Source organism: Kitasatospora sp. NPDC002543 (assembly GCF_053594915.1).
Genome location: NZ_JBSFWR010000043.1, coordinates 14,746 through 40,701, shown reverse-complemented (window position 1 = coordinate 40,701; position 25,956 = coordinate 14,746). Strand labels below are relative to the sequence as shown.

At 72.4% G+C, this 25,956-nt stretch carries 21 protein-coding genes; 11 read left to right on the top strand and 10 right to left on the bottom strand.

The genetic code is table 11. The features are described from left to right. Positions 1-19: 19 nt before the first annotated feature. Positions 20-640, bottom strand: coding sequence for a hypothetical protein (locus ACWD4P_RS19755; RefSeq protein ID WP_359819678.1), 621 nt, complete (start codon positions 638-640; stop codon positions 20-22). A 617-nt stretch (positions 641-1,257) separates the two neighbouring features. On the opposite strand from ACWD4P_RS19755, the gene ACWD4P_RS19750 reads away from it, so the two are divergent. The 6 genes from ACWD4P_RS19750 to ACWD4P_RS19725 all read left to right on the top strand — a co-directional run bounded on the left by ACWD4P_RS19750 (position 1,258) and on the right by ACWD4P_RS19725 (position 6,895). Beyond that, the gene (locus tag ACWD4P_RS19750; RefSeq protein WP_359819675.1) at positions 1,258-2,112 is read left to right on the top strand and encodes a bifunctional methylenetetrahydrofolate dehydrogenase/methenyltetrahydrofolate cyclohydrolase; all 855 of its coding nucleotides are present in this window, start codon (positions 1,258-1,260) and stop codon (positions 2,110-2,112) included. Between the two features lie 19 nt (positions 2,113-2,131). After that, positions 2,132-2,557: a DUF3017 domain-containing protein gene (locus tag ACWD4P_RS19745; protein WP_359819672.1), complete on the top strand. Its 426-nt coding sequence runs from the start codon at positions 2,132-2,134 to the stop codon at positions 2,555-2,557. Between the two features lie 216 nt (positions 2,558-2,773). Beyond that, positions 2,774-3,766, top strand: coding sequence for a malate dehydrogenase (locus ACWD4P_RS19740; RefSeq protein WP_359819669.1), 993 nt, complete (start codon positions 2,774-2,776; stop codon positions 3,764-3,766). A 181-nt stretch (positions 3,767-3,947) separates the two neighbouring features. Further along, complete coding sequence (locus ACWD4P_RS19735) at positions 3,948-5,273, top strand: hemolysin family protein (protein ID WP_449780413.1); 1,326 nt, start codon at positions 3,948-3,950, stop codon at positions 5,271-5,273. 30 nt (positions 5,274-5,303) lie between these two features. Beyond that, positions 5,304-6,344 (top strand): tryptophan--tRNA ligase, encoded by a 1,041-nt coding sequence (gene trpS / locus ACWD4P_RS19730; protein ID WP_359819663.1) that lies wholly within the window; start codon positions 5,304-5,306, stop codon positions 6,342-6,344. Then, on the top strand, positions 6,341-6,895 hold the full coding sequence (locus ACWD4P_RS19725; RefSeq protein WP_359819660.1) for a 2'-5' RNA ligase family protein: 555 nt from the start codon (positions 6,341-6,343) through the stop codon (positions 6,893-6,895). Before trpS ends, ACWD4P_RS19725 begins: the two co-directional genes overlap by 4 nt. A 49-nt stretch (positions 6,896-6,944) precedes the next feature. Here ACWD4P_RS19725 and ACWD4P_RS19720 read toward each other — a convergent pair whose 3' ends face one another. Together ACWD4P_RS19720 and ACWD4P_RS19715 are read right to left on the bottom strand one after the other, a co-directional pair. Continuing rightward, entirely contained in the window at positions 6,945-9,455 is a 2,511-nt protein-coding gene (locus ACWD4P_RS19720) for a CDP-glycerol glycerophosphotransferase family protein (protein WP_449780412.1), read from the bottom strand. A gap of 251 nt (positions 9,456-9,706) precedes the next feature. Continuing rightward, positions 9,707-13,279: a bifunctional glycosyltransferase/CDP-glycerol:glycerophosphate glycerophosphotransferase gene (locus ACWD4P_RS19715; protein WP_359819655.1), complete on the bottom strand. Its 3,573-nt coding sequence runs from the start codon at positions 13,277-13,279 to the stop codon at positions 9,707-9,709. Positions 13,280-13,413: 134 nt separating this feature from the next. On the opposite strand from ACWD4P_RS19715, the gene ACWD4P_RS19710 reads away from it, so the two are divergent. Both ACWD4P_RS19710 and ACWD4P_RS19705 read left to right on the top strand, forming a co-directional pair. Further along, positions 13,414-14,412 carry a glycosyltransferase family 2 protein gene (locus tag ACWD4P_RS19710; protein WP_449780411.1) on the top strand — a complete coding sequence of 333 codons (999 nt, stop codon included), beginning with the start codon at positions 13,414-13,416 and terminating at the stop codon, positions 14,410-14,412. A 46-nt stretch (positions 14,413-14,458) separates the two neighbouring features. Continuing rightward, a complete protein-coding gene (locus ACWD4P_RS19705) occupies positions 14,459-15,472 on the top strand; it encodes a YihY/virulence factor BrkB family protein (RefSeq protein ID WP_449780410.1) in 1,014 nt (337 codons plus the stop codon). A 23-nt stretch (positions 15,473-15,495) separates the two neighbouring features. Here ACWD4P_RS19705 and ACWD4P_RS19700 read toward each other — a convergent pair whose 3' ends face one another. Then, the gene (locus ACWD4P_RS19700; protein ID WP_449780409.1) at positions 15,496-16,677 is read right to left on the bottom strand and encodes a D-alanyl-D-alanine carboxypeptidase family protein; all 1,182 of its coding nucleotides are present in this window, start codon (positions 16,675-16,677) and stop codon (positions 15,496-15,498) included. 135 nt (positions 16,678-16,812) lie between these two features. Between ACWD4P_RS19700 and ACWD4P_RS19695 the strand changes: the two genes are divergently transcribed. Together ACWD4P_RS19695 and ACWD4P_RS19690 are read left to right on the top strand one after the other, a co-directional pair. Next, positions 16,813-17,070: an SCO4848 family membrane protein gene (locus ACWD4P_RS19695; RefSeq protein ID WP_359819650.1), complete on the top strand. Its 258-nt coding sequence runs from the start codon at positions 16,813-16,815 to the stop codon at positions 17,068-17,070. Between the two features lie 91 nt (positions 17,071-17,161). Continuing rightward, positions 17,162-18,772: a hypothetical protein gene (locus ACWD4P_RS19690; protein WP_449780408.1), complete on the top strand. Its 1,611-nt coding sequence runs from the start codon at positions 17,162-17,164 to the stop codon at positions 18,770-18,772. A gap of 75 nt (positions 18,773-18,847) precedes the next feature. Here the strand turns inward: ACWD4P_RS19690 and ACWD4P_RS19685 are convergent, their stop codons facing one another. From ACWD4P_RS19685 to ACWD4P_RS19660, 6 genes are all read right to left on the bottom strand, one after another. After that, positions 18,848-19,621, bottom strand: a complete 774-nt coding sequence (locus tag ACWD4P_RS19685; protein WP_224277932.1) for a succinate dehydrogenase iron-sulfur subunit — start codon at positions 19,619-19,621, stop codon at positions 18,848-18,850. Next, the gene (gene sdhA, locus ACWD4P_RS19680) at positions 19,621-21,363 is read right to left on the bottom strand and encodes a succinate dehydrogenase flavoprotein subunit (RefSeq protein WP_449780407.1); all 1,743 of its coding nucleotides are present in this window, start codon (positions 21,361-21,363) and stop codon (positions 19,621-19,623) included. The genes ACWD4P_RS19685 and sdhA overlap by 1 nt, the downstream gene beginning before the upstream one ends. A gap of 51 nt (positions 21,364-21,414) precedes the next feature. Next, the gene (gene sdhD, locus ACWD4P_RS19675; protein WP_359819642.1) at positions 21,415-21,906 is read right to left on the bottom strand and encodes a succinate dehydrogenase, hydrophobic membrane anchor protein; all 492 of its coding nucleotides are present in this window, start codon (positions 21,904-21,906) and stop codon (positions 21,415-21,417) included. An 8-nt stretch (positions 21,907-21,914) separates the two neighbouring features. Next, positions 21,915-22,295 (bottom strand): succinate dehydrogenase, cytochrome b556 subunit, encoded by a 381-nt coding sequence (gene sdhC, locus ACWD4P_RS19670; protein WP_033332398.1) that lies wholly within the window; start codon positions 22,293-22,295, stop codon positions 21,915-21,917. A 346-nt stretch (positions 22,296-22,641) separates the two neighbouring features. Next, the gene (locus ACWD4P_RS19665) at positions 22,642-23,127 is read right to left on the bottom strand and encodes a 2-oxo-4-hydroxy-4-carboxy-5-ureidoimidazoline decarboxylase (protein ID WP_359819639.1); all 486 of its coding nucleotides are present in this window, start codon (positions 23,125-23,127) and stop codon (positions 22,642-22,644) included. A gap of 328 nt (positions 23,128-23,455) precedes the next feature. Beyond that, positions 23,456-24,211, bottom strand: a complete 756-nt coding sequence (locus tag ACWD4P_RS19660) for an SDR family oxidoreductase (protein WP_359819637.1) — start codon at positions 24,209-24,211, stop codon at positions 23,456-23,458. A gap of 134 nt (positions 24,212-24,345) precedes the next feature. Here ACWD4P_RS19660 and ACWD4P_RS19655 point away from each other — a divergent pair, with 134 nt between their 5' ends. Next, positions 24,346-25,935 (top strand): acyl-CoA mutase large subunit family protein, encoded by a 1,590-nt coding sequence (locus ACWD4P_RS19655; protein WP_359819634.1) that lies wholly within the window; start codon positions 24,346-24,348, stop codon positions 25,933-25,935. Positions 25,936-25,956 lie beyond the last annotated feature (21 nt).

Here is a 25,956-nt window from a genome sequence, read left to right as displayed (position 1 = left end):
CCGTCGGTTCGCCGACCGGTCAGTACTTCGGCCGGTTGAACCAGTTGACGCCGTCCTGGATGCACATGGCGGTGATCCAGATGATGCTGATCGCCACCCACAGCAGGGCGACGACGAGGTTCGCCGCCTGGCCCTCCTTGGCGGTGAACGAGCCGAGCAGACCGAGCAGGCCGAGCAGGCCGCCGATCGAGCCGTAGACGATGGTGGTGACCCGGACGCCGTTGCCGCCCTTGCCGAACTTGACGCCGAGGGTGATGGACAGCGCGGCGGCCAGCGCGAACACGACGCCGAGGACGGCCGCGACGCCGGCGGCGGCGTTGCCGATCGCGGCGATCATGTCGTCGTTGCTCGTGCTCTCCTGGTTGACGACGCCCTTGGCGGCCACGGCCCCGAGCAGGCAGAGCAGCGCCATCAGGACCTGGGTGCCGCCGACGATGAACAGCAGCACCCGAGCGGTCGTCACCAGGCCCGGCATGGACGGCTGCGGGGCCATCGGGGCGTATCCGTAGGCCGGGGCGGCCTGCGGGTAGCCGTACGCGGCGGCCTGCGGCGGCGGGGGCGGGGCCTGCTGGGGGTAGCCGTAGCCCGGGGCGGCCGGCGGCTGGCCGTAGGGGTTGTTCGGGTCGGGCGGGTAACTCATGGATGCCTCCGGGCAGTTACGGGGACGCGGGGACGGGACGATGACGGCCCGGTGCCGGGCGGTGGGTCGGGCCACCGTCCGGAGGGGGGTCGTCAGCGGAGCGGGGTGACAGCCCGGCGGCGGTGACGGACGCCGCGGATCGACGGAGCGGTGAGCGTCAGAGGTGCGAGGCGGCGGACCGGAACGGCGCGGGCGGGACGGTGCCCCCGCGATCGGACTGCTCGCTCTGCTGTGGTCGGCTCACTGGCTCTTTCCCCCGGTTACGCCCCGCCGCGGGGTCCGTCGGCCCGTCACCGGGCCGGTGTTGCGGCGGGAATGCGCACTTATCGTCATCCGGACGACGGGGCGCTGTCCAGCCGGTTCCGCGCGCCGCGCCAAGACTGTGGCGCAACCGCAACGTGCGGCGGACCTTCGTACCCGTCCGTTCACCCGCCCGCCCACCTGTCCGGCCCACGTCAGGACCCTGCCGGCCACCCCGCCCGGCCCTCCGCCGGGGCCCCGGTCCGGACCCCTGCCGGGGCCCCCGTCCGGTGCCCGTCGGGCCGCCCCGGAACCGCCGCCGGAGCGGTCGGCCGCCCTCGGTACGGAGACCCCCGGGGATCCGGGAGAATGGGGTCATGACTGCCCAGATTCTCGATGGCAAGGCCACCGCCGCCGCGATCAAGTCCGAACTCGCCGCCCGCGTGGCGGCCCTCAAGGCGAAGGGCGTCACGCCCGGCCTCGGCACCGTCCTGGTCGGCGACGACCCGGGCAGCCGCTGGTACGTGAACGGCAAGCACAAGGACTGCGCCGAGGTCGGCATCGCCTCGATCCAGCGCGAGCTGCCCGCCACCGCCACCCAGGAGGACGTCGAGAACGTCGTCCGCGAGCTCAACGCCGACCCGTCCTGCACCGGCTACATCGTCCAGCTGCCGCTGCCCAAGGGCCTGGACCAGAACCCGGTCCTGGAGCTGATGGACCCGGACAAGGACGCCGACGGCCTGCACCCGACCTCGCTCGGCCGGCTCGCCCTGGGCATCGAGGGCCCGCTGCCGTGCACCCCGCTCGGCATCGTCGAGCTGCTGCGCCGCCACGACGTCGAGATCGACGGCGCCGAGGTGGTCGTGGTCGGCCGCGGCATCACCGTCGGCCGGTCGATCGGCCTGCTGCTGACCCGCCGCAGCGAGAACGCCACCGTCACCCTGTGCCACACCGGCACCCGGGACCTCGGCGCCCACCTGCGCAAGGCCGACATCATCGTGGCCGCCGCCGGCGTGCCGCACCTGGTCAAGCCGGAGGACGTCAAGCCGGGCGCGGCGGTGCTGGACGTGGGCGTCAGCCGCAGCGAGGGCAAGATCGTCGGCGACGTCCACCCGGGCGTGGCCGAGGTGGCCGGCTGGATCTCCCCGAACCCCGGCGGCGTGGGCCCGATGACCCGCGCGATGCTGCTCAACAACATCGTCGAGGCGGCCGAGCGCCGCGCCGGCATCTGACACCCCAGGGACGGCGAGCATGACTGAACCGCGACCGGCGGAGTCCCGCCGCAGGCCGGTCAAGACCACCGGCACCCTGCCGCCCGAGGGCTCGGCCGCCGCCCTCGGACGCGATCACACCCTGCCGGTGCGGCAGTGGCCGATCACGCTGGTCCTGCTGGTCGTCGGTGCCGGCCTCGCGGTCACCTGGTTCGCCGACTTCAAGGACGGCTTCAAGTACGGGCTGCTGATCCTCGGCGCCGGTGTGCTGCTCGGCGCGGTGCTGCGGATGGTGCTGCCCGAGGTCGGGATGCTCGCGGTGCGCAGCCGCTTCACCGACGTGATCGTGCTGAGCTTCCTGGGCCTGTCGATCGTGCTGCTGACCCTGGTGGCGCAGCCGAACCCGTGGCTGCAGATCCCGCTGCTCGACAACATCGGCCAGCTGATGGGCCGGCCGAGGCACTGATTCCGCGCGGGGCCGTGACGGCCCCCGCCCGGCCCGTGGAAACCCAGGGCCCGGGCGGGGGCCGCCTTTCTTTTGTGACGCATCAGCCATGCCGGGACACCCGGCGTACGCTTCCCTTTGCGATAACCTGACGCCGGTCTCTCGATATCGAGAGATCATCCTGGCTCCAGTGCCGGTGTGCCTGGGGCGCCTGGCGATTTGCTGGAGAAGGTAGAAATGACCCGCACCCCCGTCAACGTCACCATCACCGGCGCGGCCGGCCAGATCGGCTACGCGCTGCTCTTCCGCATCGCCTCGGGCCACCTGCTCGGCGCCGACGTGCCGGTGAACCTGCGCCTCCTGGAGATCCCGCAGGGCCTCAAGGCCGCCGAGGGCACCGCCATGGAGCTCGTCGACTGCGCCTTCCCGCTGCTGCGCGACATCACGATCACCGACAAGCCGGCCGAGGCCTTCGACGGCGCCAACGTCGCGCTGCTGGTCGGTGCCCGTCCGCGCACCGCGGGCATGGAGCGCGGTGACCTGCTGCAGGCCAACGGTGGCATCTTCGGCCCGCAGGGCAAGGCCATCAACGACCACGCCGCGGACGACATCAAGGTCCTGGTCGTCGGCAACCCGGCCAACACCAACGCCCTGATCGCCCAGCGCAACGCCCCGGACGTCCCGGCCGAGCGCTTCACCGCGATGACCCGCCTGGACCACAACCGCGCCCTCGGCCAGCTGTCCGCCAAGACCGGCGCCCAGGTCTCCGACATCAAGCGCGTCACCATCTGGGGCAACCACTCCGCGACCCAGTACCCGGACGTCTTCCAGGCCGAGATCGCCGGCAAGCCGGCCTTCGAGGCCGTCGGCAGCGACCTGGCCTGGCTGGAGAACGACTTCATCCCGACCGTCGCCAAGCGCGGTGCCGCCATCATCGACGCCCGCGGCGCCTCCTCGGCCGCCTCGGCCGCCAACGCCGCCATCGACCACGTGTACACCTGGGTCAACGGCACCGCCGAGGGCGACTGGACCTCCATGGGTGTCGTCTCGGACGGCTCGTACGGCGTTCCGCAGGGCCTGATCTCCTCCTTCCCCGTCACCACCAAGGACGGCAAGTTCGAGATCGTCCAGGGCCTGGAGATCTCCGACTTCTCGCGCGCCCGCATCGACGCCTCGGTCAAGGAGCTGACCGAGGAGCGCGACGCGGTCCAGGAGCTGGGCCTCATCTGAGCCCCGCCCCGCACGGCTCGGCCGGCGGCCCGCCGCTTCCTCCCCGGAAGCGGCGGGCCGCCGTCGTGTCCGGGGAGGAGTCCCGGTCGTTCCCGGGCCCCGCCCCGCCGCCGTGTCCGGCCCCGGGAACCGCCGTCGTGTCCGGCCCCGGCCGGTACCGGCCGTCCTACACTGGCCCGCTGTGAACGAAACACTCGGGGACGCCGCGCTCGTCCTCGTCTTCATCCTGCTGGGCGGGTTGTTCAATGTCGCCGAGATCTCGCTGATCTCGCTGCGCGAGGGCCAGATCCGGACGCTGGAGGGGCGCGGCACCCGGCGCGCGGCCCGCGCCGCGCACCTGGCCGCCGACCCCAACCGCTTCCTGGCCGCCGTCCAGGTCGGGGTGACCTGCATGGGCTTCCTGTCCGCCGCCTTCGGCGCGGACACCCTGGCCGGAAAGGTCGCCCCGCTGTTCGTCCGGGCCGGGCTGTCCGAGGGCGTGGCCGACGCGGTGGCCCTGGTGGGCCTCACCCTGGTGATCAGCTACGCCTCGCTGGTGCTGGGCGAGCTGACCCCCAAGCGGATCGGCCTGCAGCGCGCCGAGTCCATCGCGGTCGTCGCCGCCCCGGTGGTGGACGTGATGTCGGTGGTGCTGCGCCCGGTGATCTGGCTGCTCGGCCACTCCACCAATCTGATGGTCAGACTGCTCGGCGGCGACCCGACGGCGGGCCGCGGCTCGATGAGCTCCGAGGAACTCCGCGGCCTGGTCGCCGCCAACACCGAACTCGGAAGCGACGAAAGGGCGTTGATCGCCGACGTGTTCTCCGCCGGGGAGCGCCAGCTGCGCGAGGTGATGGTCCCGCGCACCGAGGTGACCTTCCTGGACGCCGAGCGCCCGCTGGCCGCCGTCCGGCACCAGGCGGACACCTCGCCGCACTCGCGCTACCCGGTGGTCGAGGGCAGCGCCGACGCGGTGGTCGGCTTCGTCCACGTCCGCGACCTCTACGGCGCGCGCGGCGAGCAGGCCGCCAAGGTCCGCGACCTGGCCCGCCCGGTCAAGCTGCTGCCCGGCACCAAGCGGGTGCTGGAGGCGATGGGCGAGATGCGCCGGGAGGGCCACCACCTGGCCATCGTGGTGGACGAGTACGGCGGCACGGCCGGGATCGTCACCCTGGAGGACCTGGTCGAGGAGGTGATCGGCGAGATCCGGGACGAGTACGACCGCCCGGAGTCCGCCCCCACCCGCCGGCTGGCCGGCGGCGGCGTGGAGCTGGACGGCCTGCTCAACCTCGGCGACTTCGCCGAGGAGACCGGCGTCACCCTGCCCGAGGGCCCGTACGAGACGGTGGCGGGCTGTCTGGTGGCCGCGCTCGGCCGGCTGCCCCGGGACGGCGACCAGGTGCGGGTCCCGGTCGAGGGCGGCGGCGGGGTGCTGCTGACGGTGGCCAAGGTCGAGGGCCGGCGGATCGCCCGGGTGGGGGTGAGTGCGGTCACACTGGTCGACCCCGCGGGGGCGGAGGTTTCCTGAGCGAGCGGTGGAACTGGAAGAATGGCCCGCATGGTCAACGCAGCGGTCACTGGTCCGGTCAAGGACCGTCCCCGGGTGCTCTCCGGCATCCAGCCCACTTCCGGCTCGTTCCACCTCGGCAACTACCTGGGTGCGGTGCGCCAGTGGGTCGACCTCCAGGAGGCCAACGACGCCTTCTACATGGTCGTCGACCTGCACGCGATCACGGTGCCGCAGGACCCGGCGACGCTGCGCGAGAACACCCGGGTGTCCGCCGCCCAGCTGCTCGGCGCCGGCCTGGACCCGGACGACTGCACGCTGTTCGTCCAGTCGCACGTGCCCGAGCACGCGCAGCTCGCCTGGGTGATGAACTGCCTCACCGGTTTCGGCGAGGCCTCCCGGATGACCCAGTTCAAGGACAAGTCCTCCCGGTACGGCGCCGAGGGCACCACCGTCGGCCTGTTCACCTACCCGATCCTGCAGATCGCGGACATCCTGCTCTACCAGGCGGACGCCGTCCCGGTCGGCGAGGACCAGCGCCAGCACGTGGAGATCACCCGCGACATCGCCGAGCGCTTCAACACCCGCTACAGCCCGACCTTCACCGTCCCGAAGCCGTACATCCTCAAGGAGACGGCGAAGATCCAGGACCTCCAGGACCCGGGCGTGAAGATGAGCAAGTCGGCCTCCTCGCCCAAGGGCCTGGTGAGCCTGCTGGACGAGCCGAAGGCCAGCGCCAAGAAGTTCAAGAGCGCCGTCACCGACACCGGCACCGTCGTCTCCTACGACGAGCAGGAGAAGGCCGGCGTCTCCAACCTGCTGCGCATCCACTCCGCGCTCAGCGGTCAGACGATCGACCAGCTGGTCGCGCACTTCGAGGGCAGGATGTACGGCGCCCTGAAGACCGAGCTGGCCGAGCTGTTCACCGAGTGGGTGACGCCGTTCCAGGAGCGCACCCGCAGCTTCCTGGACGACCCGGCCGAGCTGGACCGGGTGCTGGCGATCGGCGCCGACAAGGCCCGTGAGGTGGCGTCGGTGACGCTGGAGACGGTGTACGACCGGATCGGCTTCCTCCCGGCCGCCAAGCGGTGACTCCGCTCACGCGCCTGCCCGGTGGTGGCGACCTCCCCGAGGTCGTCACCATCGGCGTGTCCGTGAGCGTCCCGGACCCGTACGGCACGGCGGTCCAGGACGCCCGGGCAGGGCACGGCGATCCGCTGGCCCGGTCGATACCGACGCACGTCACCCTGCTGCCCCCGACCGAGGTCCCCGCCGAACTGCTGCCGAAGATCGAGGAGCACCTGGCGGCGGTGGCGGCCGCGCACCGGCCGTTCCGGATGCTGCTGCACGGCAGCGGGACCTTCCGCCCGGTCTCCCCGGTGGTGTACGTCCGGGTCGAGGAGGGCGCGCAGGAGTGCCGGCTGCTGGAGGCGGACGTCCGCTCCGGCCCGCTGGCCCGCGAGCTGGCCTTCCCGTACCACCCGCACGTGACGGTCGCCCACGGCCTGCCCGACGACGTGCTGGACCAGGCGTACGAGCAGGCGCGCGACTTCCGGGCGGACTTCACGGTGCCGGGGTTCGGCCTGTCCCGCTTCGACACGGACGAGGTCTGGCGGCCCTGGCGGAGCTACCCGTTCGGGTGAACCGGGGTACGGTCCGGGGCACGGACCGCAGGACGGTCCGGGGAGTGGTCTAGCCTCCCCGGCCGCCGAGTTCGAGCATCCGGTCGACCACCCGGCGGGCCGCGCCGCCGTCGTCCAGCCCGCAGTGCTCGGCCCGGAAGCGCCGGTAGCGCTCGGCGTAGCCGGGCGGCGATCCGCCGTCGCCGTCGGCGAGTTCGCGCAGCGCGCCGAGCAGTTCGGCCGAGGTCGGCACCAGCGGGCCGGGGGCGTCCGACTCGAAGTCGAAGGTGAAGCCGCGCAGGGTGTCGCGGTAGTGCTCCAGGTCGTAGGTGAAGAAGTACATCGGGCGGCCGGTGATGGCGAAGTCGAACATGATCGACGAGTAGTCGGTCACCAGCACGTCCGCGACCAGCAGCAGCTCCTGCGGGTCGGGATAGTCCCCGCAGTCGTACAGGAAGCCGTCGCCGGCGCCGGGCAGCGGCTCGCGCACGTGCGCGTGCGGCCGGACCAGCAGCACGTGGTCCGGGCCGAGCAGGCGCCGGGCGTGGTCGAGGTCCAGTCGCAGGTCGAGCCGGAACCCGTCGCCGTCGCCGCGCTGCCGGTCCTCGCGCCAGGTCGGCGCGTACAGCACGATGCGCCGGCCCTCGGGGACGCCGAGCCGGCGGCGCACCGACGCGGCGGTCCGCCGGTCCGGGCGGGCGAGCACGTCGTTGCGCGGGTATCCGGACTCCAGCAGTTCGCCGCCGTAGCGGAAGGCGCGCCGCAGGATCGGGGTGGCGAACGGGCTGGGGGAGAGCAGCAGGCTCCACTGCGGGGTCTCCCGGTCGAGCGCCCGCAGGTAGCCGCGGTCGGCGAGCCAGGGGCTCTCGACGTCGTGGGCGATGCGTTTCAGCGGGGAGCCGTGCCAGGTCTGCACGACGACCTGGCCTGGGCGGCGCTCCAGGAAGTCCGGGAAGTGGGTGTTGCCGACCAGGTACCGGCAGGTGGCCAGCGCGCGGTACCACTCCGGGCTCCAGCTGCGCACCGGGACGACCCCGGCCGGCAGCTCGGCCTGGGCGTCGTCGACCACCCACAGGTGCTCCAACCGGGCCTGCCGGCGCGCGAGTTCGGCGTGCACCGCGCGCGGTGAGTCGGCGTAGCCGCGGCCGCCGAACACGTCGTACAGCACCGCCTCGCGCAGCGGCGCGCGGCGGGCGGCCGGGTAGCGCTCGGTGCGCAGCCGGTGCTGGGTCCAGGCGCTGCGCTCGGCGGCGCCGAGCACCGGGGTGGAGTCCACCACCAGGGTGTCGTGCCACCGGCGTTGCAGCAGGATCCGCTTGCCGCCGGCGGTGGCGGCGGCGGGTACGGCGGACAGCGCGGCGGGGGCGGCGAGCAGTGGGCGGCCCTCCCCGGGGCGGCCGGCCGGCTCCAGCGCGGCCGCCCAGACGCCCTTGCGCAGCGGCAGCGCGACGCCGTCCGAGCCGGTCCGGGTGGCGGGCACCCGGACCAGGAAGCGGCCGTCCGGGCCGGTGCCGACCGGGCTGCGGACCTCGTGCGCGGAGTCGGAGTGCCGCAGCACCAGCTCCAGCCGGTCGGCGGCCGGGTCCGGGCAGTGGCCGGCCAGTTCGAAGCCGCCGTCCCGGACGGCGATCCGGTCGACCAGGCCGGCCGCGGGCTGGACGCAGAGCTGGAGCCGGCCGTCGGCGAGGTGCTTGAGGTAGAGCACCCGGTCCGGGGTGCCGGGCAGCGGGTGCTGACCGGCTACCGGGCCGTCGCGCTCGTCGAGGCAGAGCGGCTCGGTGCCGCCGTCGGGGTGCAGCAGTTCGGCGTCCCAGTGCTCCAGCCCGCCGCGGCCCCGCCCGTCGGTGGTGAACGGCCGGTACGGCACCCGGACGGCGAAGGTGTTGCCGGTGCGGGCGAGCGGCTGTTCGACCACCGCGTCGCTCTCCCGGTGACGCAGCCGCAGCACGGTGCCGGAGGGGCAGGTGTCGGCGACGCCGCCCAGTTCCAGGCCGTCGGGGGCGGGGGCGGCGCGGTCGATGAGGACGGCCGGGCGCTCCAGCCGCAGGTGCAGCCGGTCGTCGGCGAAGAACGGCTGGAGCCGGACGTCCCGGTCGACCCAGTGGGCGGGCGGGTACTCGCCGGAACCGCACCAGTGCGGGGCGAGGGCGCCGTACCGGCGGCGCACCCGGGTGGGGCTGGGGCGGGTGAAGAGCGTGGCCTCGATCCGCCAGTCGCCGAGCAGCCAGTGGCCGTCGCGGCGCAGCCGGCCGGGCGCCATCAGCGCGGTGAAGCCGGACCAGTCGTGGTTGTGCGCGGGCTGGGCGCTGTCGTCGGTGACCTCGGGCATCCGGCGGGGGCGGGAGCGCAGGTGAACCGGGGGCTGGGCCGGATCCTGGTGGCGCAGGGTCAGCCAGGTCCAGGCGGAGCCGGGCCGGGCGGTGTCCTGGCCGGCCGGTCGGGCGAAGCCGGTGAGCTCCAGGCCGCGGCCGTGCCAGCGGGCGCGCAGCAGGCCGAAGACGACGTCCTCGTCGGCGGCGGGGCGCTCGCCGGTCACCCGGGGAGCGGCGTGCGGCAGGACCAGCCGCGTGAGCACAGGCATGGCAGTGGGAGCCCTTCGGAAGGGAAGTCAACATCCCATCCAGAAATGGCTCCGGGGTCAATTGCACGACTTTTCGAATGCTCCCGGGAATGCGTTTCCGGGAACTCCGGTTCGAATGCGGGTCCGGTGTTCCAGGATTTCCGGGTCCGCGCGTTCCGGTGCGTTCCGGTGCTTTCCCGCGCGTTCCCGGAAAAGCGTGGGCGCCCGGCACCACCACCGGTGCCGGGCGCCCGCGGATCCGTGCGCGGAGGCTATTCCTTGCGGAGCATCGCGTCGACGACGCGGGCGGCGGCCTTGCCGTCGTCCAGGTCGCAGTACGCCTCGCGGAACGCGGTGGCCCGGTCCGCGTACTCCGCGGCGACCTCGTCCATCCGGCCGAGCACGGAGACGAGCTCCTCGGAGGTGGTCGGCATCGGGCCGGGCGCCTCGGCCTCGAAGTTCAGGCTGAAGCCGCGCAGGTTGTCCCGGTAGTGCTCCAGGTCGTGGGCGAAGAACACGATCGGCTTGCCGGTCGACGCGAAGTCGAACACGCTCGCCGAGTAGTCGGTCACCAGCACGTCGGCGATCAGCAGCAGCTCCGCCATGTCGGGGTAGCTGCCGACGTCCCAGATGTAGCCGTTGCCGGCGCCGGGGATCTGGCCGCACATCAGGTGGTGCCGGCGCACCAGCAGCACCTGGTCGTCGCCGAGCGCCGCCTTGGCCGCCGCCAGGTCGATCCGCAGGTCGATCTGGTAGCCGCCCTGCGGCCGGCGCCGGTCCTCGCGCCAGGTCGGCGCGTAGAGCACGACCTTCTTGCCCTCGGGCAGGCCGAGCCGCTCCCGGACCTGCTCGGCGGTCTTCTCCCGGTCGGTCGCGAACAGCAGGTCGTTCCGGGGGGAGCCGCTCTCCAGGATCTCGCCCTTGAAGTCGAAGGCGCGCCGCAGCACCGGGGCCGACCAGCGGTTGCCGGCCACCAGCAGGCTCCAGTTCGGGACCTCGCGGGCCAGGCTCTTCAGGTACTTGGAGTCGGTGAACCAGACCTTCTCGAAGTCGAAGCCGATCTGCTTCAGCGGGGTGCCGTGCCAGGTCTGGACGACCACCTGGTCGGGGCGGCGGACGAAGAACTCGGGCAGGTGGGTGCTGGCCACGACGTACTTGGCGGTGGCCAGCGCCTCGTACCACTCCGGGCTGCGGTAGCGGAGCGCGGTCGCGCTCTGCGGCAGCTCGGCCTGCATGTCGTCGTTGCCCCACAGGTGCTCGACCGGCAGGCCGCGGCGGACCAGTTCCTCGTGGACCGCCCGGGGCGAGCCGGAGTACGTGCCGTACTTCCCGGTGTGGTACACCACCGTGTCGCGCACCGGCAGCCGGCGGGCGGCCGGGTAGTCCACGTTCTGCAGCCGGCGCTGGCGGAACCCGGCCCGCTCCTCGGGCAGCAGCACCGAGTCCGACTCCAGCGACAGGCCGTCGTGGTTGCGGCGCTCCAGCAGTATCCGCTTGCCGCGGGACTCCACCACGACCGGCAGGACGTCGAAGCAGTCCGGGGTGACGAGGGCGGAGGCGTCCGGCAGTTCGGGCACCGGCACCCCGACCGGCCGGAAGACGACGTGCCAGGTGCCCCGGGAGAGCGGCACCCGGCCGGCGAAGGAGGCCGTCGGCACGGCGGGCAGCGCGGTGCGGAACCGGCCGTCCGAGATCTCCACCGGGTAGGCGTGCTCCTCCTCGCGCCACTTGTGGCGGACCACCAGCTCCCAGCGGTGCGCGCCGGGCAGCGGGAACGAGCCGCTCAGCAGGAAGCCGTCGGCGCCGCGCGAGGCCACCTCGTCCACCAGCGGCTGGAGCACCTGGTCGGTGAACTGGAGGTGCCCGTCGGGGGAGGGCTTGGAGTAGAGCGCCCGGCGCTCGGCGACCGGCGCCTGCGGGTTCAGCGCCAGGTGCAGCCGCTCGGGCGCGTTGCGGTCGTCCCAGGCCAGCGGGACGGTGCTGCCGTCGGCCAGCAGGAGGGCGGTGTCCCAGTGGTCGCGGCTGCGCTCGGCGGCCACCGGGTCCAGCTCGGCCCAGGCCTCGCGGACGGCGGTCAGCTCGGCGACCGGGAGGGCCGAGGTGAACGGCTGGAGCGTGCCGACCGGGGTGCCCAGTTCCAGCGGGAAGGTCACCTGGCGGTCCGACTCGGTGTGGGTGAGCCGCAGCCGCGCCCCGGCGAAGTTCGGGCCGGAGCGGGCCGCGCCCGAGACCTCCAGCCGGTCGCCCCGCGCGGCCAGGCCGGTCACCCGGGCCTTGACCGTCTCCACCCGGAGGTAGACGAAGTTGTCCCGGATCCACGGCACGATCCGGACGTCCGGCTCGACCCAGTGCGACGGGAGGAACTGGGCGCTGTCGCTCCACCCGGCCGAGATCCGGCCCTTGTAGACCCCGCCCTTGCCCGCGCCGGCCACCAGGACGCGCCAGTTGCCGTCCTTCCACTGGCCGCGGTGCCTGAGCTTCTTCGGGTCGATGGCCACGGTGAAGCCGGACCAGTCGCAGCTGTACAGGTCGTGCTGGCAGCTGGCGGTGGCCTCGGGGCTGTACGTCGTCTTCATCGGCACCGCGATGACCCGGCGGCCCTTGGCCTCGCGCAGCACCAGGGTGCGGACCATGTCGTGCTTGCCGGCCGCGCCCAGCTGCTCCGGGTACGCGTGCCCGGTCATCCGGAGCTTGCCGTCCTGCCAGACGCTGTCGTACAGCCGGCTGCGGATGACCAGGGAGTTGTCCAGCTTGAGGACCCCGGCCGGCACGCTCTTGCGCCCGCCGCGCAGGAACGGGTAGTCGGCGTACGGGCGCAGCAGGCCGCGGGCCTGGACGCCGCCGCCGCTCTCGCGCTCGTAGGTGATCTGCTCGACCAGCTCGTCCATCCGGCCGGACAGGGTCAGGTGGTACTTCAGACGCAGCGGCGCGCGCCCCTTGCCGACCTGCTCGGCGCCGATCGCCCGGAGCAGCCGGCCGACGTGCTGGAGGTAGGCGTCCCGGTACTCCTTGTCCCCCTCGACGAGGGAGGAGAAGAACATCGGGATCTCCTCGACGAGGGTGTTCTCGTCGTAGGAGCGCAGGTACTCGGCGAAGCGGGGCTCGGTCTGCTTCATCAGCCAGGCGCGCACCAGCTCGACCGAGGAGACCCGGTCGATCAGGCCCTTGGGGTTGGTGCGCATCTGGGTGATCGACATCTCGCCGACCTCGCGCTCGCGCCAGTGGTAGATCGGCTCGGAGAGCACGTCGACGCTCTTGGCCAGGTAGTGGTGCGGGACGCTGACCGGCGCGTCCTCGTACAGGATGCCCTCGGGGTAGAGCAGGCCGGCCGCGTCGAAGAACGAGCGGCGGTACACCTTGTTCCACGCGGTGCGGTCGGTGACCAGCGCCGGGATCTCGGTGATGTGGGTCTTGAGCCTGGTCTCCTTGAACGGCTTCAGGTGGCCGCCGGACTGGTAGTAGCCCACGGCGCGGAAGCGCAGCACGTTGCCGGTGCAGAAGTCCGAGCCGGTCTCGTCCAGCGTGTTGATCATCAGCTCGTACGCACTCGGCGGCATCGAGTCGTCGCTGTCCACGAAGCACAGGAACTCGGAGTCCGGGTCGATGTGCCGGATGCCGGTGTTGCGGGCCGCGCCGAGGCCCTTGTTCACCTGCCGGACCAGCCGGAACCGGGAGTCCTCGGCCGCGTACGCCTCGGCGAGCGCCGCGCTTCCGTCCTTCGAACCGTCGTCGACCATGACGCACTCGAAGTCCGTGAAGGTCTGGGCGGCGATCGAGTCGAGGCATTCGACGAGGTAGCGCTCGACGTTGTAGATCGGGACGACGATGGAGAGGCGGGGAGCCATCGGCTACGCAGGCCTTTCTCTGGAGGAGCGTGGCAGCCCGTACGGGGCCTGACCGCACTTGGATCGGTGCGTACGTGCGCCCCCGATCCTACCTCCGGGGACTCGGCCCACCCGGGGACCACTACTCTGGGTCCGTGTCCCGTTTCAGCGTGATCGTCCCCGTGTACAAGGTCCAGGACTACCTCGCCGAGTGCCTCGATTCGGTGCTCTCCCAGGACGGCCCGGACTTCGAACTGATCGCGGTGGACGACCGCTCCCCGGACGGCTGCGGCGCGGTCCTGGACGGGTTCGCCGCCGCCGACGCCAGGGTCCGGGTGCTGCACCTGCCGGAGAACGTGGGCCTCGGCCGGGCCCGCAACGCCGGCCTGGAGGTCGCCACCGGGGACTACGTGATCTTCCTCGACAGCGACGACACCCTGACCCCCGGATTGCTGAAGGCCGTCGACGAGCGCCTCACCGCCACGAGTGACCCGGACGTCCTGGTTTACGACTACGCCCGCACCTACGCCGACGGCCGGATCACCCGGGCCGCCTCCGCGCACGTCTTCGGCGCCGACTCCCCGGACGTCTTCGACCTCGACGCCCGCCCCGACCTGCTCGACCTGCTCCAGGTCGTCTGGAACAAGGCCTACCGCCGGGGCTTCGTCACCGAGCAGCGGCTGGTCTTCCCGGCCGGCTACTACGAGGACACCCCCTGGACGTACCCGGCGCTGCTCGCCGCCGCCCGGATCACCCTGCTCGACCGGGTCGGCGTGCACTACCGCCAGCGTCAGGAGGGCGGCAACATCCTGGCCACCGCGAGCCGCAAGCACTTCGACGTGTTCGCCCAGTACGACCTGGTCTTCGCCTTCCTCGACGGCCGCCCCGACCTGGACCGCTGGCGCCCGGTCGTCTACGGGCGGATGCTGCACCACCTCAACACCGTGGTCTCCAAGCCCGGCCGGGTCCCGCCCGGCGACCGCCGCGAGTACTTCCGCCGGGCCGCCGAGCACTGCGCCCGGCTGCGGCCGGCCGGCTACCGGCCGCCGGCCGGTGTGGACGGCGTGCGCACCGAGCTGCTCGGCCACGGCCGCTACGGCGCGTACCAGGCCGTCCGGGCCCTCGCCAAGGCCCGCCGACTCGTCAAGCGGTAGACGCGATCTGACACCCGTTCGGGGGATGGGCCGGTATAACCGGTAGGTGGACTTCCTGACCCGCCTGCCGGTCGTCGGCCCGCTCGTGGCCCGGGTGCTGCGCAGCCGTCCGTACCGGGTGTACGAGTACTTCGCCGCCGCCCGGGGCAACCGGCTGGCGGGCGCCGTCACCTTCTTCGGCTTCCTCGCCCTGTTCCCGTTGCTCACGGTGGGCCTGGCGATCGCCGCGGCGACGCTGAGCGACAGCCGGGTGCACGACCTGCAGGGCCACATCGCCGACCAGCTGCCGGGGCTCGCGGACGCGCTCAACCTGCCCGCCCTGGTGTCCAACGCGGGCACCGTCGGACTGGTCGGCGGGGCACTGCTGCTGGTCTCGGGCCTCGGCTGGGTGGACACCATGCGCACCTCGATCCGGGACCTGTGGCAGCTGCCCCACGACGAGGGCAACCCGGTGCTGCGCAAGGCCTGGGACGTGGCGGTGCTGGCCGGCCTCGGCCTGGTGTCGCTGTTCTCGCTGGCCGCCTCCGCGGCCGGGACCACGCTCGCGGGGTGGATCGCCGAGGCGAGCGGCCTCACCAGCGGTTACCTGCTGACCGCGGTCGGCGTGCTGATCGCCATAGCGTGCGACATGCTGCTGTTCGCCTACCTGCTGGCGCCCTTCCCCGGGATCACCGACCAGCGCCGCCGGGACCTCGTGCAGGGCGCGCTGATCGGCGCGGTCGGCTTCGAGCTGCTGAAGCTGCTGCTCGCCTCCTACCTGGGCTCGGTCGCCGGACGGAACCTGTACGGGGCGTTCGCCACCCCGGTGGCGCTGCTGCTGTGGATCAACTTCGTCTCCCGGCTGCTGATGTACTGCGTGGCCTGGACGGCGACGGCCGATCCGGAGGCCGCCCGGGAGCGGGCCAGGGCGCAGGGACGGGCGCTGCTGGAGGCGGCCGACGAGGCGCAGGCGGCGGAGGCGGAGCGGGCCGCGGCGGCGCGGGCGGAGAGGGCGAAGCGGGCGGAGAAGGCGGAGAAGGAACGGGAGAGGGCGAAGCGGAGGGCCCGGCCCGGGGACTGAGGCCGGGCCCTCCCGCCGGTCGGTCAGCCGGCGGAGCGGCGCCGGCGCAGCAGCAGCGCGCCGCCCCCGACGACGGCCCCGGCCGCCACCACGGCCGACCAGCCGACGGCGCCGAGCCCGCCGGACGCGGCGGGTGCCGCGGCGGCGGCCGAGGGGTGCGGCGGCGGCGCGGGCGCGGCGGCGGCGGTGCCGTCGGCCTGGCCGGTCGGCTCGGCGCCGGCGGGCGGCAGTTCGTCGACCAGCCTGCCGACCGGCTGGACCTTGCCGGCGGCGGCGAAGCCCCAGTCCAGCAGGGCGGCCGTCTCGTCGTAGACCCGCTGGTAGCTCGCCGGGTGCATCACCGTCACCAGCAGGGTGCGGCCGTCGCGCTCGGCGGCGCCGACGAAGGTCGAGCCGGCGTTGGTGGTGGTGCCGTTCTTCACGCCGATCAGGCCCGGGTACTTGCCCAGCAGCCGGTCGGTGTTGGCGATCCCGAAGCTGCCGCGCTGGCCGGTGTTCCGGTCGATGCCGCCCGGGAACATGGCGTCCCGGGTGGCGCAGTACATCCGGAAGTCCGCGTTGCGCAGGCCGGCCCGGGCGAACAGCGACAGGTCGTAGGCCGAGGAGACCTGGCCGTCCATGTCGTAGCCGTCCGGGGAGATCACCCGGGTGTCCCGGGCCTGGAGCGCGTCGGCGCGGGACTGCATCTCGGCGACGGTCTGCGGGACGCCGCCGTTCATGTGCGCCAGGACGTGCACCGCGTCGTTGCCGGAGCTCAGGAACACCCCGCGCCACAGGTCCTCGACCCGGTAGTCCAGGTTCTCCTTGATGCCGACCAGGCTGCTGCCGGGGCCGATCCCCTGGATCTCCTCGTCGGCCACCCGGTGCACCGCGTCGCGGTCGAACTTGGGCAGCACGGTGTCCGCGAAGAGGATCTTCAGGGTGCTCGCCGGGGGCAGCCGCAGGTGCGGGTTGCTGGCCGCCAGCACCTCTCCTGACGCCAGGTCGGAGACTATCCAGGACTGGCCGGTGAGGTCTCCGGGCAGCGGCGGGGCGCCCGCCATCGGGGCGACCTGCACCCCGGGGAGTCCGAGCCGCTCGCCGCCGACCGCGGCCGGCGGGGGCGGCTGCCGGGGGGCCGCGCCCGCCGGGACAGCGAGCAGGACCGGGAGGGCCGCGGTGAGCGCGGCGCACAGGCGCGCGAACGTGAGACGGGGTGTGGGCACCAGCAGACCGTACCCACTCGGGGCTCCCGGCGCCCTCCCCCGGGGCGCCGTCCTCCGCAGGAGGGGTCCGCCGTACGCCGATCGGCGGCCCGCGCATACTGGGACGCACACCGCCTTCACACGCCGAGGACCCCCATGAAGCTCAGCCGCCGCACCTCCTGGTTCCTGACCGCCTTCGGGGTCTGGTCGATCATCATCTGGACGACCTTCGTGAAGAACCTCTGGAAGGACTCCGGCGGCCAGGCCTTCACCGGTGGCGACCACTCCCAGCCCACCGCCTTCTTCTGGGTGCACCTCCTCCTCGCGATCACCTCGTTCGTCCTCGGCATCGCGGTCGGCACCGTCGGCCTGCGCGGCCTGCGCGCCGCCCGCCGGGCCCCGGCCGCCGACTGAAGAATCTCCGTTGCCGCTGTCGGACCCCACTGGCAGGATCCTCACGGCTCGCACAGAAGAGCCACAGGACGACACCAGGGGTGGGGATTCGATGAGGAACGCGTACGTGCGCAAACTCGGCGGGGTGGCCGCGGTCGCCGTGGCCGCAGGTCTGCTGACCACGCCCACGGCGGCCGTGGCCGACACGGCGCCGGCCGTCCTCGGCACCAGCCAGGGCGGCGACTACCGAAGTGAGGCCTGCGACTCGACCACCGCTCCGGGCTGGGTCGGCTGGACCAACTACGGTCCGACGCTCACCGCGAAGGTCGACGGCACCGGCGCCCGGTTCGCCGTCCGGGACGAGACCACGGGCACCGACCCGGTGTTCACCGGCGAGGCCCAGGCGTACGCCCAGCAGGCCAAGACCGTGGTCCGCGGTCTGGTGGACGGGCACAGCTACGCCTGGCACGCCTGGGCCCTCCAGGGGCAGCAGGTCTCCGCCTCGTCGGCGGACTGCCATTTCACGGTGGACACCACCCCGCCGACCGCCACGGTCTCCTCGCCGGACTTCCCGAACGGCGGTCCCGCCGCCAAGTACGGGGGCCAGAAGGCGACCTTCGTCATCAGGACCGCCGACCAGGCCCCGACCGGTGGGACGGGCTCCGGCGTCGCCTGCGTCCGGTACGGCTTCGACTACCTCGGCGTCGGTGGTTGCGACTCGCGGGACGCGGTCAATCCGGCCGCCGACGGGACGGCGACGCTCGCCCTCAAGATCCCGAGATGGGGCACCAACACCCTCAACGTCCAGGTGCTGGACAAGGTGGGCAACGTCGCCAACGCGTCCTACACCTTCTACGCCCCCTCGAACCCCAATCCGCCGAAGACCCTCGGTGACGTCGACGGGGACGGTGTCGCCGACATCCTGCTGCCCGACGCGCAGGGCAATCTGCAGTACATCGGCGTGAACGCGTCCGACACCACGCCCAACGCGACGATCCGGGCGCTCGCCTCGCCCGACCACAACGGCTGGGAGTCATACCGGATCGTCCACCGCGGCTGGTCGAACGCCCATGCGCCGTCCTCGGACGACCTCTTCCTCCACCAGCCCGGTTCGGACTACCTCTACCTGTACCGGAACTTCGACTACGGCGCCCTCGCCGGGAACATGGTCGGCGCCCAGCGTCCGAGCACCTGCGTGGACGGGGCGGGCGCGCAGACGGCATGCCCCGCGGACTTCGCCGACGACTGGTCGAAGGCGGAGCAGATCGTCGCGTTCGGCCCGGCGGCCGGCGGCTTCGACCCGTCTCTGCTGACGCTGGAGGACGGCAACCTCTGGCTGCACGCCGGAGGCGACTTCGCATTCGGCCGGGCGAAGGCCCGAAAGCTCACCACCACCGGTGACTGGGCCGGTTACGACCTGGTCGCGCCCGGTCCGGACGCGGCCGGAAACCTCGCACTCTGGGCGCGCGACCGGGCCACCGGTGAGCTGCACGCGTACCCGGTCCCGAAGCAGGCGGACGGCAGCTTCGACTACTCCGCCCTCGCCGACCCGAAGGCGGACGTCGTGGCCACCGGCTTCACCACCGCCGCCTACCCGACGCTCGGCAGCTCGGGCGAAGGTGACGCGGACGGCGAGCCCGACCTGTGGGCCGTCACCCCCGACCGGCACCTGGTGACCTTCAGCGGCTGGTCCGTGCCGAAGGACCTCGGCGCCCTGCGCTGACCCCGTGCGGCGAACGCGAAGGCCCCCGGCCCGATCGGAGGATCGGGCCGGGGGCCTTCGGTACGGCGGGTGGGATCAGAAGCGGCGGGTGACCAGGGCCCGCTTCACTTCCTGGATCGCCTTGGTGACCTCGATGCCGCGGGGGCAGGCCTCGGAGCAGTTGAAGGTGGTGCGGCAGCGCCACACGCCCTCACGGTCGTTCAGGATCTCCAGGCGCTGCTCGGCACCCTCGTCGCGCGAGTCGAAGATGAAGCGGTGCGCGTTGACGATGGCGGCCGGGCCGAAGTACTGGCCGTCGTTCCAGAACACCGGGCAGGACGACGTGCACGCGGCGCACAGGATGCACTTGGTGGTGTCGTCGAAGCGCTCGCGGTCCTCGGCGGACTGCAGGCGCTCGCGGGTCGGCTCGTTCCCCTTGGTGATGAGGAACGGCATGACGTCCTTGTACGCCTGGAAGAACGGGTCCATGTCCACGACCAGGTCCTTGAGGACCGTCAGGCCCTTGATGGCCTCGATCGTGATCGGCTTCTCCGGGTTGACGTCCTTGATCAGGGTCTTGCACGCCAGCCGGTTGCGGCCGTTGATCCGCATGGCGTCGGAGCCGCAGATGCCGTGGGCGCAGGAACGGCGGTAGGTGAGGGTGCCGTCCTGCTCCCACTTGATCTTGTTGAGCGCGTCCAGGACGCGCTCCTTCGGGTCCATCGTCAGCTGGTAGTCGACCCACACCGGGTCCGGGTGCTCCTCCGGGTTGAACCGGCGGATCCGGAAGGTGACGGTGATCGGCTGGACCGCACCGGCTTCGACCGCGTCCAGAGCGGCCGAGTGCTTCTCCACAGTCGGAGTGCTCATCAGTACTTACGCTCCATCGGCTGGTAGCGGGTCGTGACGACCGGCTTGTAGTCGAGGCGGATGGAGGTGGTGCCGTCGGCGGCCACCTCCTGGTACGCCATGGTGTGCTGCATGAACTTCACGTCGTCACGGGTCGGGAAGTCCTCGCGGTAGTGGCCGCCGCGGGACTCCTCACGGGCCAGCGCGGAGACGGCCAGCACCTCGGCCAGGTCGAGCAGGTTGCCCAGCTCGACGGCCTCCAGCAGGTCCGTGTTGTACCGGAAGCCCTTGTCCTGGATGGAGACGTTCTTGTAGCGCTCCTTCAGCGCGGCGATGTCCTCGACCGCCTGCTTCAGGGTGGCGCCGGTGCGGTACACCATGGCGTTGGCGTCCATGGTCTCCTGCAGCTCCTTGCGGATCTGCCCCACGGACTCGGTGCCGGTGCCCTCGCGCAGGCCGTCGACCAGGGCCTGGACCTTCTCGGCCGGGTTCTCGGGCAGCTCGACGAACTCGTTCGCGTTGGCGAAGTCGGCGGCGGCGATGCCCGCGCGACGGCCGAACACGTTGATGTCCAGCAGCGAGTTGGTGCCCAGGCGGTTGGCGCCGTGCACGGACACGCAGGCGACCTCGCCGGCCGCGTACAGGCCCGGGACGACGTCGGTGTTGTTGCGCAGGACCTCACCCTCGACGTTGGTCGGGATGCCGCCCATGGCGTAGTGCGCGGTGGGCTGGATCGGGATCGGGTCCGTGTAGGGCTCGATGCCGAGGTAGGTGCGCGCGAACTCGGTGATGTCCGGCAGCTTGGCGTCCAGCTGCTCCGGCGGCAGGTGGGTGAGGTCCAGGTAGACGTGGTCGCCCTCGGGACCGCAGCCGCGGCCTTCGCGGATCTCGGTGTAGATCGCGCGGGAGCAGACGTCACGGGACGCGAGGTCCTTCATGACGGGGGCGTAGCGCTCCATGAAGCGCTCGCCGTCCTTGTTGCGCAGGATGCCGCCCTCGCCGCGGGCGCCCTCGGTGAGCAGGATGCCCATGCGCCAGATGCCCGTCGGGTGGAACTGGAAGAACTCCATGTCCTCCAGCGGCAGGCCGCGGCGGTAGACCAGGGCCTGGCCGTCACCGGTGAGGGTGTGGGCGTTGGAGGAGACCTTGAAGAACTTGCCGGTGCCGCCGGAGGCGAACACGACCGACTTGGCCTGGAAGACGTGGATCTCGCCGGTGGCCAGCTCGTAGGCGACGACGCCGGCCGTCTTGCCCTCGTTGATCAGCAGGTCGAGGACGTAGAACTCGTTGAAGAACTCGACGCCGTGCTTGACGCAGTTCTGGAACAGCGTCTGGAGGATCATGTGACCGGTGCGGTCGGCCGCGTAGCACGAGCGGCGGACCGGGGCCTCGCCGTGGTTGCGGGAGTGACCGCCGAAGCGGCGCTGGTCGATCCGGCCCTGCTCGGTGCGGGAGAAGGGCAGGCCCATCTTCTCCAGGTCGAGGACGGCGTCGATGGCCTCCTTGCACATGATCTCGGCGGCGTCCTGGTCGACCAGGTAGTCACCGCCCTTGACCGTGTCGAAGGTGTGCCACTCCCAGTTGTCCTCCTCGACGTTGGCCAGGGCGGCGCACATGCCGCCCTGGGCCGCGCCGGTGTGGGACCGGGTCGGGTAGAGCTTGGTCAGGACGGCGGTGCGGCTGCGCTGCGTCGACTCGATGGCCGCGCGCATGCCGGCGCCGCCGGCGCCGACGATGACGGTGTCGTACTGGTGAATCTGCATGGGGGGTTAACTCGCCTCTGGCCTCTGCCGATGGTCGATGGTGCTCGCGGCTCAGATGTTGGGGTCGAAGGTGAAGATCACCAGGGTGCCGAGCAGCACGGTGAAGACCGTGGCGGTACCCATGAGCCCCTTGAGCCAGAGCCGGGTCGAGTCCTTCTCGGCGTAGTCGTTGATCACCTGACGCATGCCGTTGGCGCCGTGCAGCATGGCGAGCCAGAGCATCAGGAGGTCCCAGCCCTGCCAGAACGGCGAGGCCCAGCGGCCGGCCACGAAGGCGAAGCCGATCTTGGAGACGCCGCCGTCGAGCACCAGCATGATCAGCAGGTGGCCGAGGATCAGCACGACCAGAACGACACCGGACAGGCGCATGAAGAGCCAGGCCAGCATCTCGAAGTTGGTGCGGGTGCGGCGCGGGGTCTTCTTGGTCCGCTTGCGCGGAGGCTCGATGACGAACGCGTCGGCGGGGTTGCCGGTGCCCAGTCCCTTGCCGGTGTGCGCCTGCTTCGACGGGACGACGATGGCGTCGGAGATTTCCGTGGACATGTCTCGGCTCACTTCCCGAACCAGGAGATCAGCGTGTGCTGGAGGATCCCGTAGAAGGAACCGGCCATCAGGACGACCCAGACGCCGACGACGGTCCAGAGCATCTGCTTCTGGTACTTCGGGCCCTTGGACCAGAAGTCCACCGCGACGACGCGCAGGCCGTTCAGGGCGTGGAACAGGATGGCGGCCACCAGGCCGTACTCCATCAGGTTCACGAGCGGAGTCTTGTACGTCTGGATGACGGTGTCGTAGGACTCCGGCGACACTCGCACGAGGGCGGTGTCCAGGACGTGGGCGAACAGGAAGAAGAAGATGAGGACGCCGGTGACTCGATGAGCCACCCAGCTCCACATGCCTTCCCGGCCGCGGTACAGCGTTCCAGCCGGCACGGAAAAACCCTCCGGAAGCGATTGGGGGCTCGGCCGGCTTCGGTGTCGGTCAGCCCGGCCGGGTACGGTCCACCGGCCGCCAGCATCCTATCGACGCCTTGTCGTGAACCGCCTCCGGGGGCCCCAGGTGTGATCAATCAGGCACTTCTGGCCTAGCGGGGCGGGAACCAAAGCCGCCGGCGTCGCGATGGGTGACGGCGTGCTCACGCCCCGCACCGGAGGGGGCGGGGCGTGGCGGTGCCGACTCGGCGGCGGTTGCGGCCGGGTGGCGGCCCGGCCTCACTCGTCCGGGTGGATCCGTGGGCGGACTCACCCGGACGAGTGAAGAGCGGTTCGTGACGCGTGCTCAGCGCGCCGCGGCCTCCGAGGGGGTCGCGACCAGGTGCGCCAGTCGGTGGAGGGCGATCCGGCGGAGTTCGTCGGCCGCGATCAGCCGCTCCTCGTCCGGATCGTTGGCGAGGCGGGTGCGGATGGAGGAGAGCACGGTGTCGAGCATCTCCTCCGGGGCGACCCCGTCCAGGCAGACCACGAAGACGTGGCCGAACCGGGCCTCGTAGGCGGCGTGGGCCGCCCTCAGCGCGGTGTGCGCGGCCTGGCTGCCGGGAGCCCGCATGCCGAGCAGCGGCTGCGGCATCCAGCTCTCGTCGGCCAGCGCCTCGGTGAGGTCGGCCGGGCGGAGGTCGTAGGAGGCCTCGCTGGCGGCGGCCAGCAGGGACTCGATGTCGGGGTAGGGGCGGTGCGCGGTGAGCCGCAGGGCCCAGCGGTGGCTGCCGCAGCAGGCCAGCAGGGCCTCCTCGGCCGCGCCGGCGTCGGCTTCGTTGAAGCGGTGCAACCCGAGGAGGGTCGGCTCTGTTCTGACGTCGAGCCGCTGTGACGGGATGTCGCTGGCCAGCGGGTCCTCCTCGTGAGGGCGGGAAGGTGCCGGTGGAGTGGGGTGGTGAACAGGCGGATGAGGGGCTGCCGAGGGGCGCGTCGGCGCCGGTCGTGCTGCGCCTCCAAGGTAGTTGAGCGGTCATCAGTTGTGGAGAGCGCGCGCCGAATTCATCCGGACGAGCTATCAAGTTGTGACGTTGACGCTCTCGTGTCACGCCCTCCCCCTCCCGCCTGCGCAAACGCGCCCCGGCCGCACCGGCCGACCGGGGCGCGCGGGCCCGGCGGGATCAGGCCCGGTGGACCTTGTGGTTGGCGGCCTGGGCCCGGGGGCGGACCACCAGCAGGTCGATGTTCACGTGCGAGGGCCGGGTGACCGCCCACGCCACGGTGTCCGCGATGTCCTCGGAGGTGAGCGGTTCGGCCACGCCCGCGTACACCGCGGCGGCCTTCTCCTCGTCGCCGCGGAAGCGGGTGACCGCGAAGCCCTCGGACTTCACCATGCCGGGCGCGATCTCGATCACCCGGATCGGCTCCCCGCACAGCTCCAGCCGCAGCGTGGCGGCGATGGTGTGCGCGGCGTGCTTGGCGGCGACGTACCCGCCGCCGCCCTCGTACGCGGCCAGGGCGGCGGTCGAGGAGAGCACCAGCACGGTGCCGTCGCCGGTGGCCCGCAGGGCGGGCAGCAGCGCCTGGGTCACGTGCAGCACGCCCAGCACGTTCACCTCGTACATGGCCCGCCAGTCGTCCGGGTCGCCGTGCTCGACGGTCTCGGCGCCGATCGCGCCGCCGGCGTTGTTCACCAGGACGTCCACCCGGCCGACCGAGGCGGCGAAGGCGTCCACCGCCGCCCGGTCGGTGACGTCCAGGGTGACGGCCCGGGCCGAACCGCCCCGGCCGGTGATCTCCTCGGCCAGCGCCGTGACGCGGTCGGTGCGGCGGGCGGTCAGCACCACGTCGAAGCCCTCGGCGGCCAGCCGGCGGGCGGTCGCCGCGCCGATCCCGCTGCTGGCACCGGTGACCACGGCCACCTTCTGCTCGGTCATTGCCACTCCCTGGGGCTCATCGGTCGTTCACCCGATCATCTCAACCGCGCCGCCGCCCCGGCGGGCCGGGCGCCCTCGGCGGGGCGGGGGCGCCGATAGTGCGAGGACCGCGCCCCCCAGCTCCGGAGGACCCCATGGCAGCCGAGCCGCGCCGCGCCGAGTCCGGCTTCGAGATCGAGCCCCTGTACGGCCCCGAGTCCCTGGCCGGCTGGGACCCCGGCGCCCGGCTGGGCCGGCCGGGGGAGTACCCCTACACCCGGGGCGTCCACCCGACGATGTACACCGGCCGCCCCTGGACGATGCGCCAGTACGCCGGCTTCGGCACCGCCGCCGAGTCCAACGCCCGCTACCGCCGGCTGATCGCGGGCGGCGGCACCGGCCTGTCGGTCGCCTTCGACCTGCCCACCCAGATGGGCTACGACTCGGACGCGCCGCCCGCCGCCGGGGAGGTCGGCAGGGTGGGCGTCGCCGTGGACAGCGTCGAGGACATGGCGGTGCTGTTCGACGGCATCCCGCTCGACGGGGTGTCCACCTCGATGACCATCAACGCGCCCGCCGCCCTGCTGCTGCTCCTCTACCAACTGGTCGGCGAGGCCCAGGGGGTGGCGCCGGCGGCGCTCACCGGCACGGTCCAGAACGACGTGCTGAAGGAGTACATCGCCCGCGGCACCTACATCTTCCCGCCGCAGCCCTCGTTGCGGCTGGCCGCCGACGTGTTCCGGTACTGCCGGGCCGAGATCCCGCGCTGGAACACCATCTCCGTCTCCGGCTACCACATGGCCGAGGCCGGGGCCGATCCCGCGCAGGAGATCGCCTTCACCCTGGCCAACGGGATCGCCTACGTGCGCACCGCGCTCGCCGCCGGGATGGCCGTGGACGACTTCGCCCCCCGGCTCTCCTTCTTCTTCGTGGCCCGCGCGACCCTGCTGGAGGAAGTGGCCAAGTTCCGCGCCGCCCGCAGGATTTGGGCCAGAATCATGCGGGACGGATTCGGTGCCCGGAACCCGCGCTCGCAGATGCTGCGCTTCCACACCCAGACCGCGGGGGTGCAGCTCACGGCCCAGCAGCCCGAGGTCAACCTGGCCAGGGTCACCGTGCAGGCGCTCGCCGCGGTGCTCGGCGGCACCCAGTCGCTGCACACCAACGGCTTCGACGAGGCGATCGCGCTGCCCACCGAGAAGGCCGCCCGGCTCGCCCTGCGCACCCAGCAGGTGCTCGCGCACGAGACCGACGTGACCGCCACCGTCGACCCGTTCGCCGGTTCCTACGCCGTCGAGTCGCTCACCGACGGGGTGGAGGCCGCCGCGCTGGCGCTGATGGACCGGATCGAGGAGCAGGGCGGCGCGGTGGCCGCGATCGAACGCGGCTACCAGAAGGGCGAGATCGAGCGCACCGCCTACCGGCTCCAGCAGGAGGTCGACTCCGGTCGGCGGACGGTGGTCGGCGTCAACCGCTTCCGGTCGGACACGGAGGAGCCCTACCAGCCGCTGCGGGTGGACCCGGCGATCGAGCGGCGGCAGGCGCGGCGGCTGGCCCGGCTGCGGGCCGAGCGCTCCGCCGGCGCCGTCGCCCGGGCGCTGGACGGGCTGCGGCGCACGGCCGGGGGGACGGGGAACGTGCTGTACCCGATGAAGGAGGCGCTGGCCGCCCGGGCCACCGTCGGCGAGGTGTGCGACGCGCTGCGCGGGGTGTGGGGGACGTACGACCCGGTGGAGCGCTTCTGACCTGGAGCTGAACATCCGTCA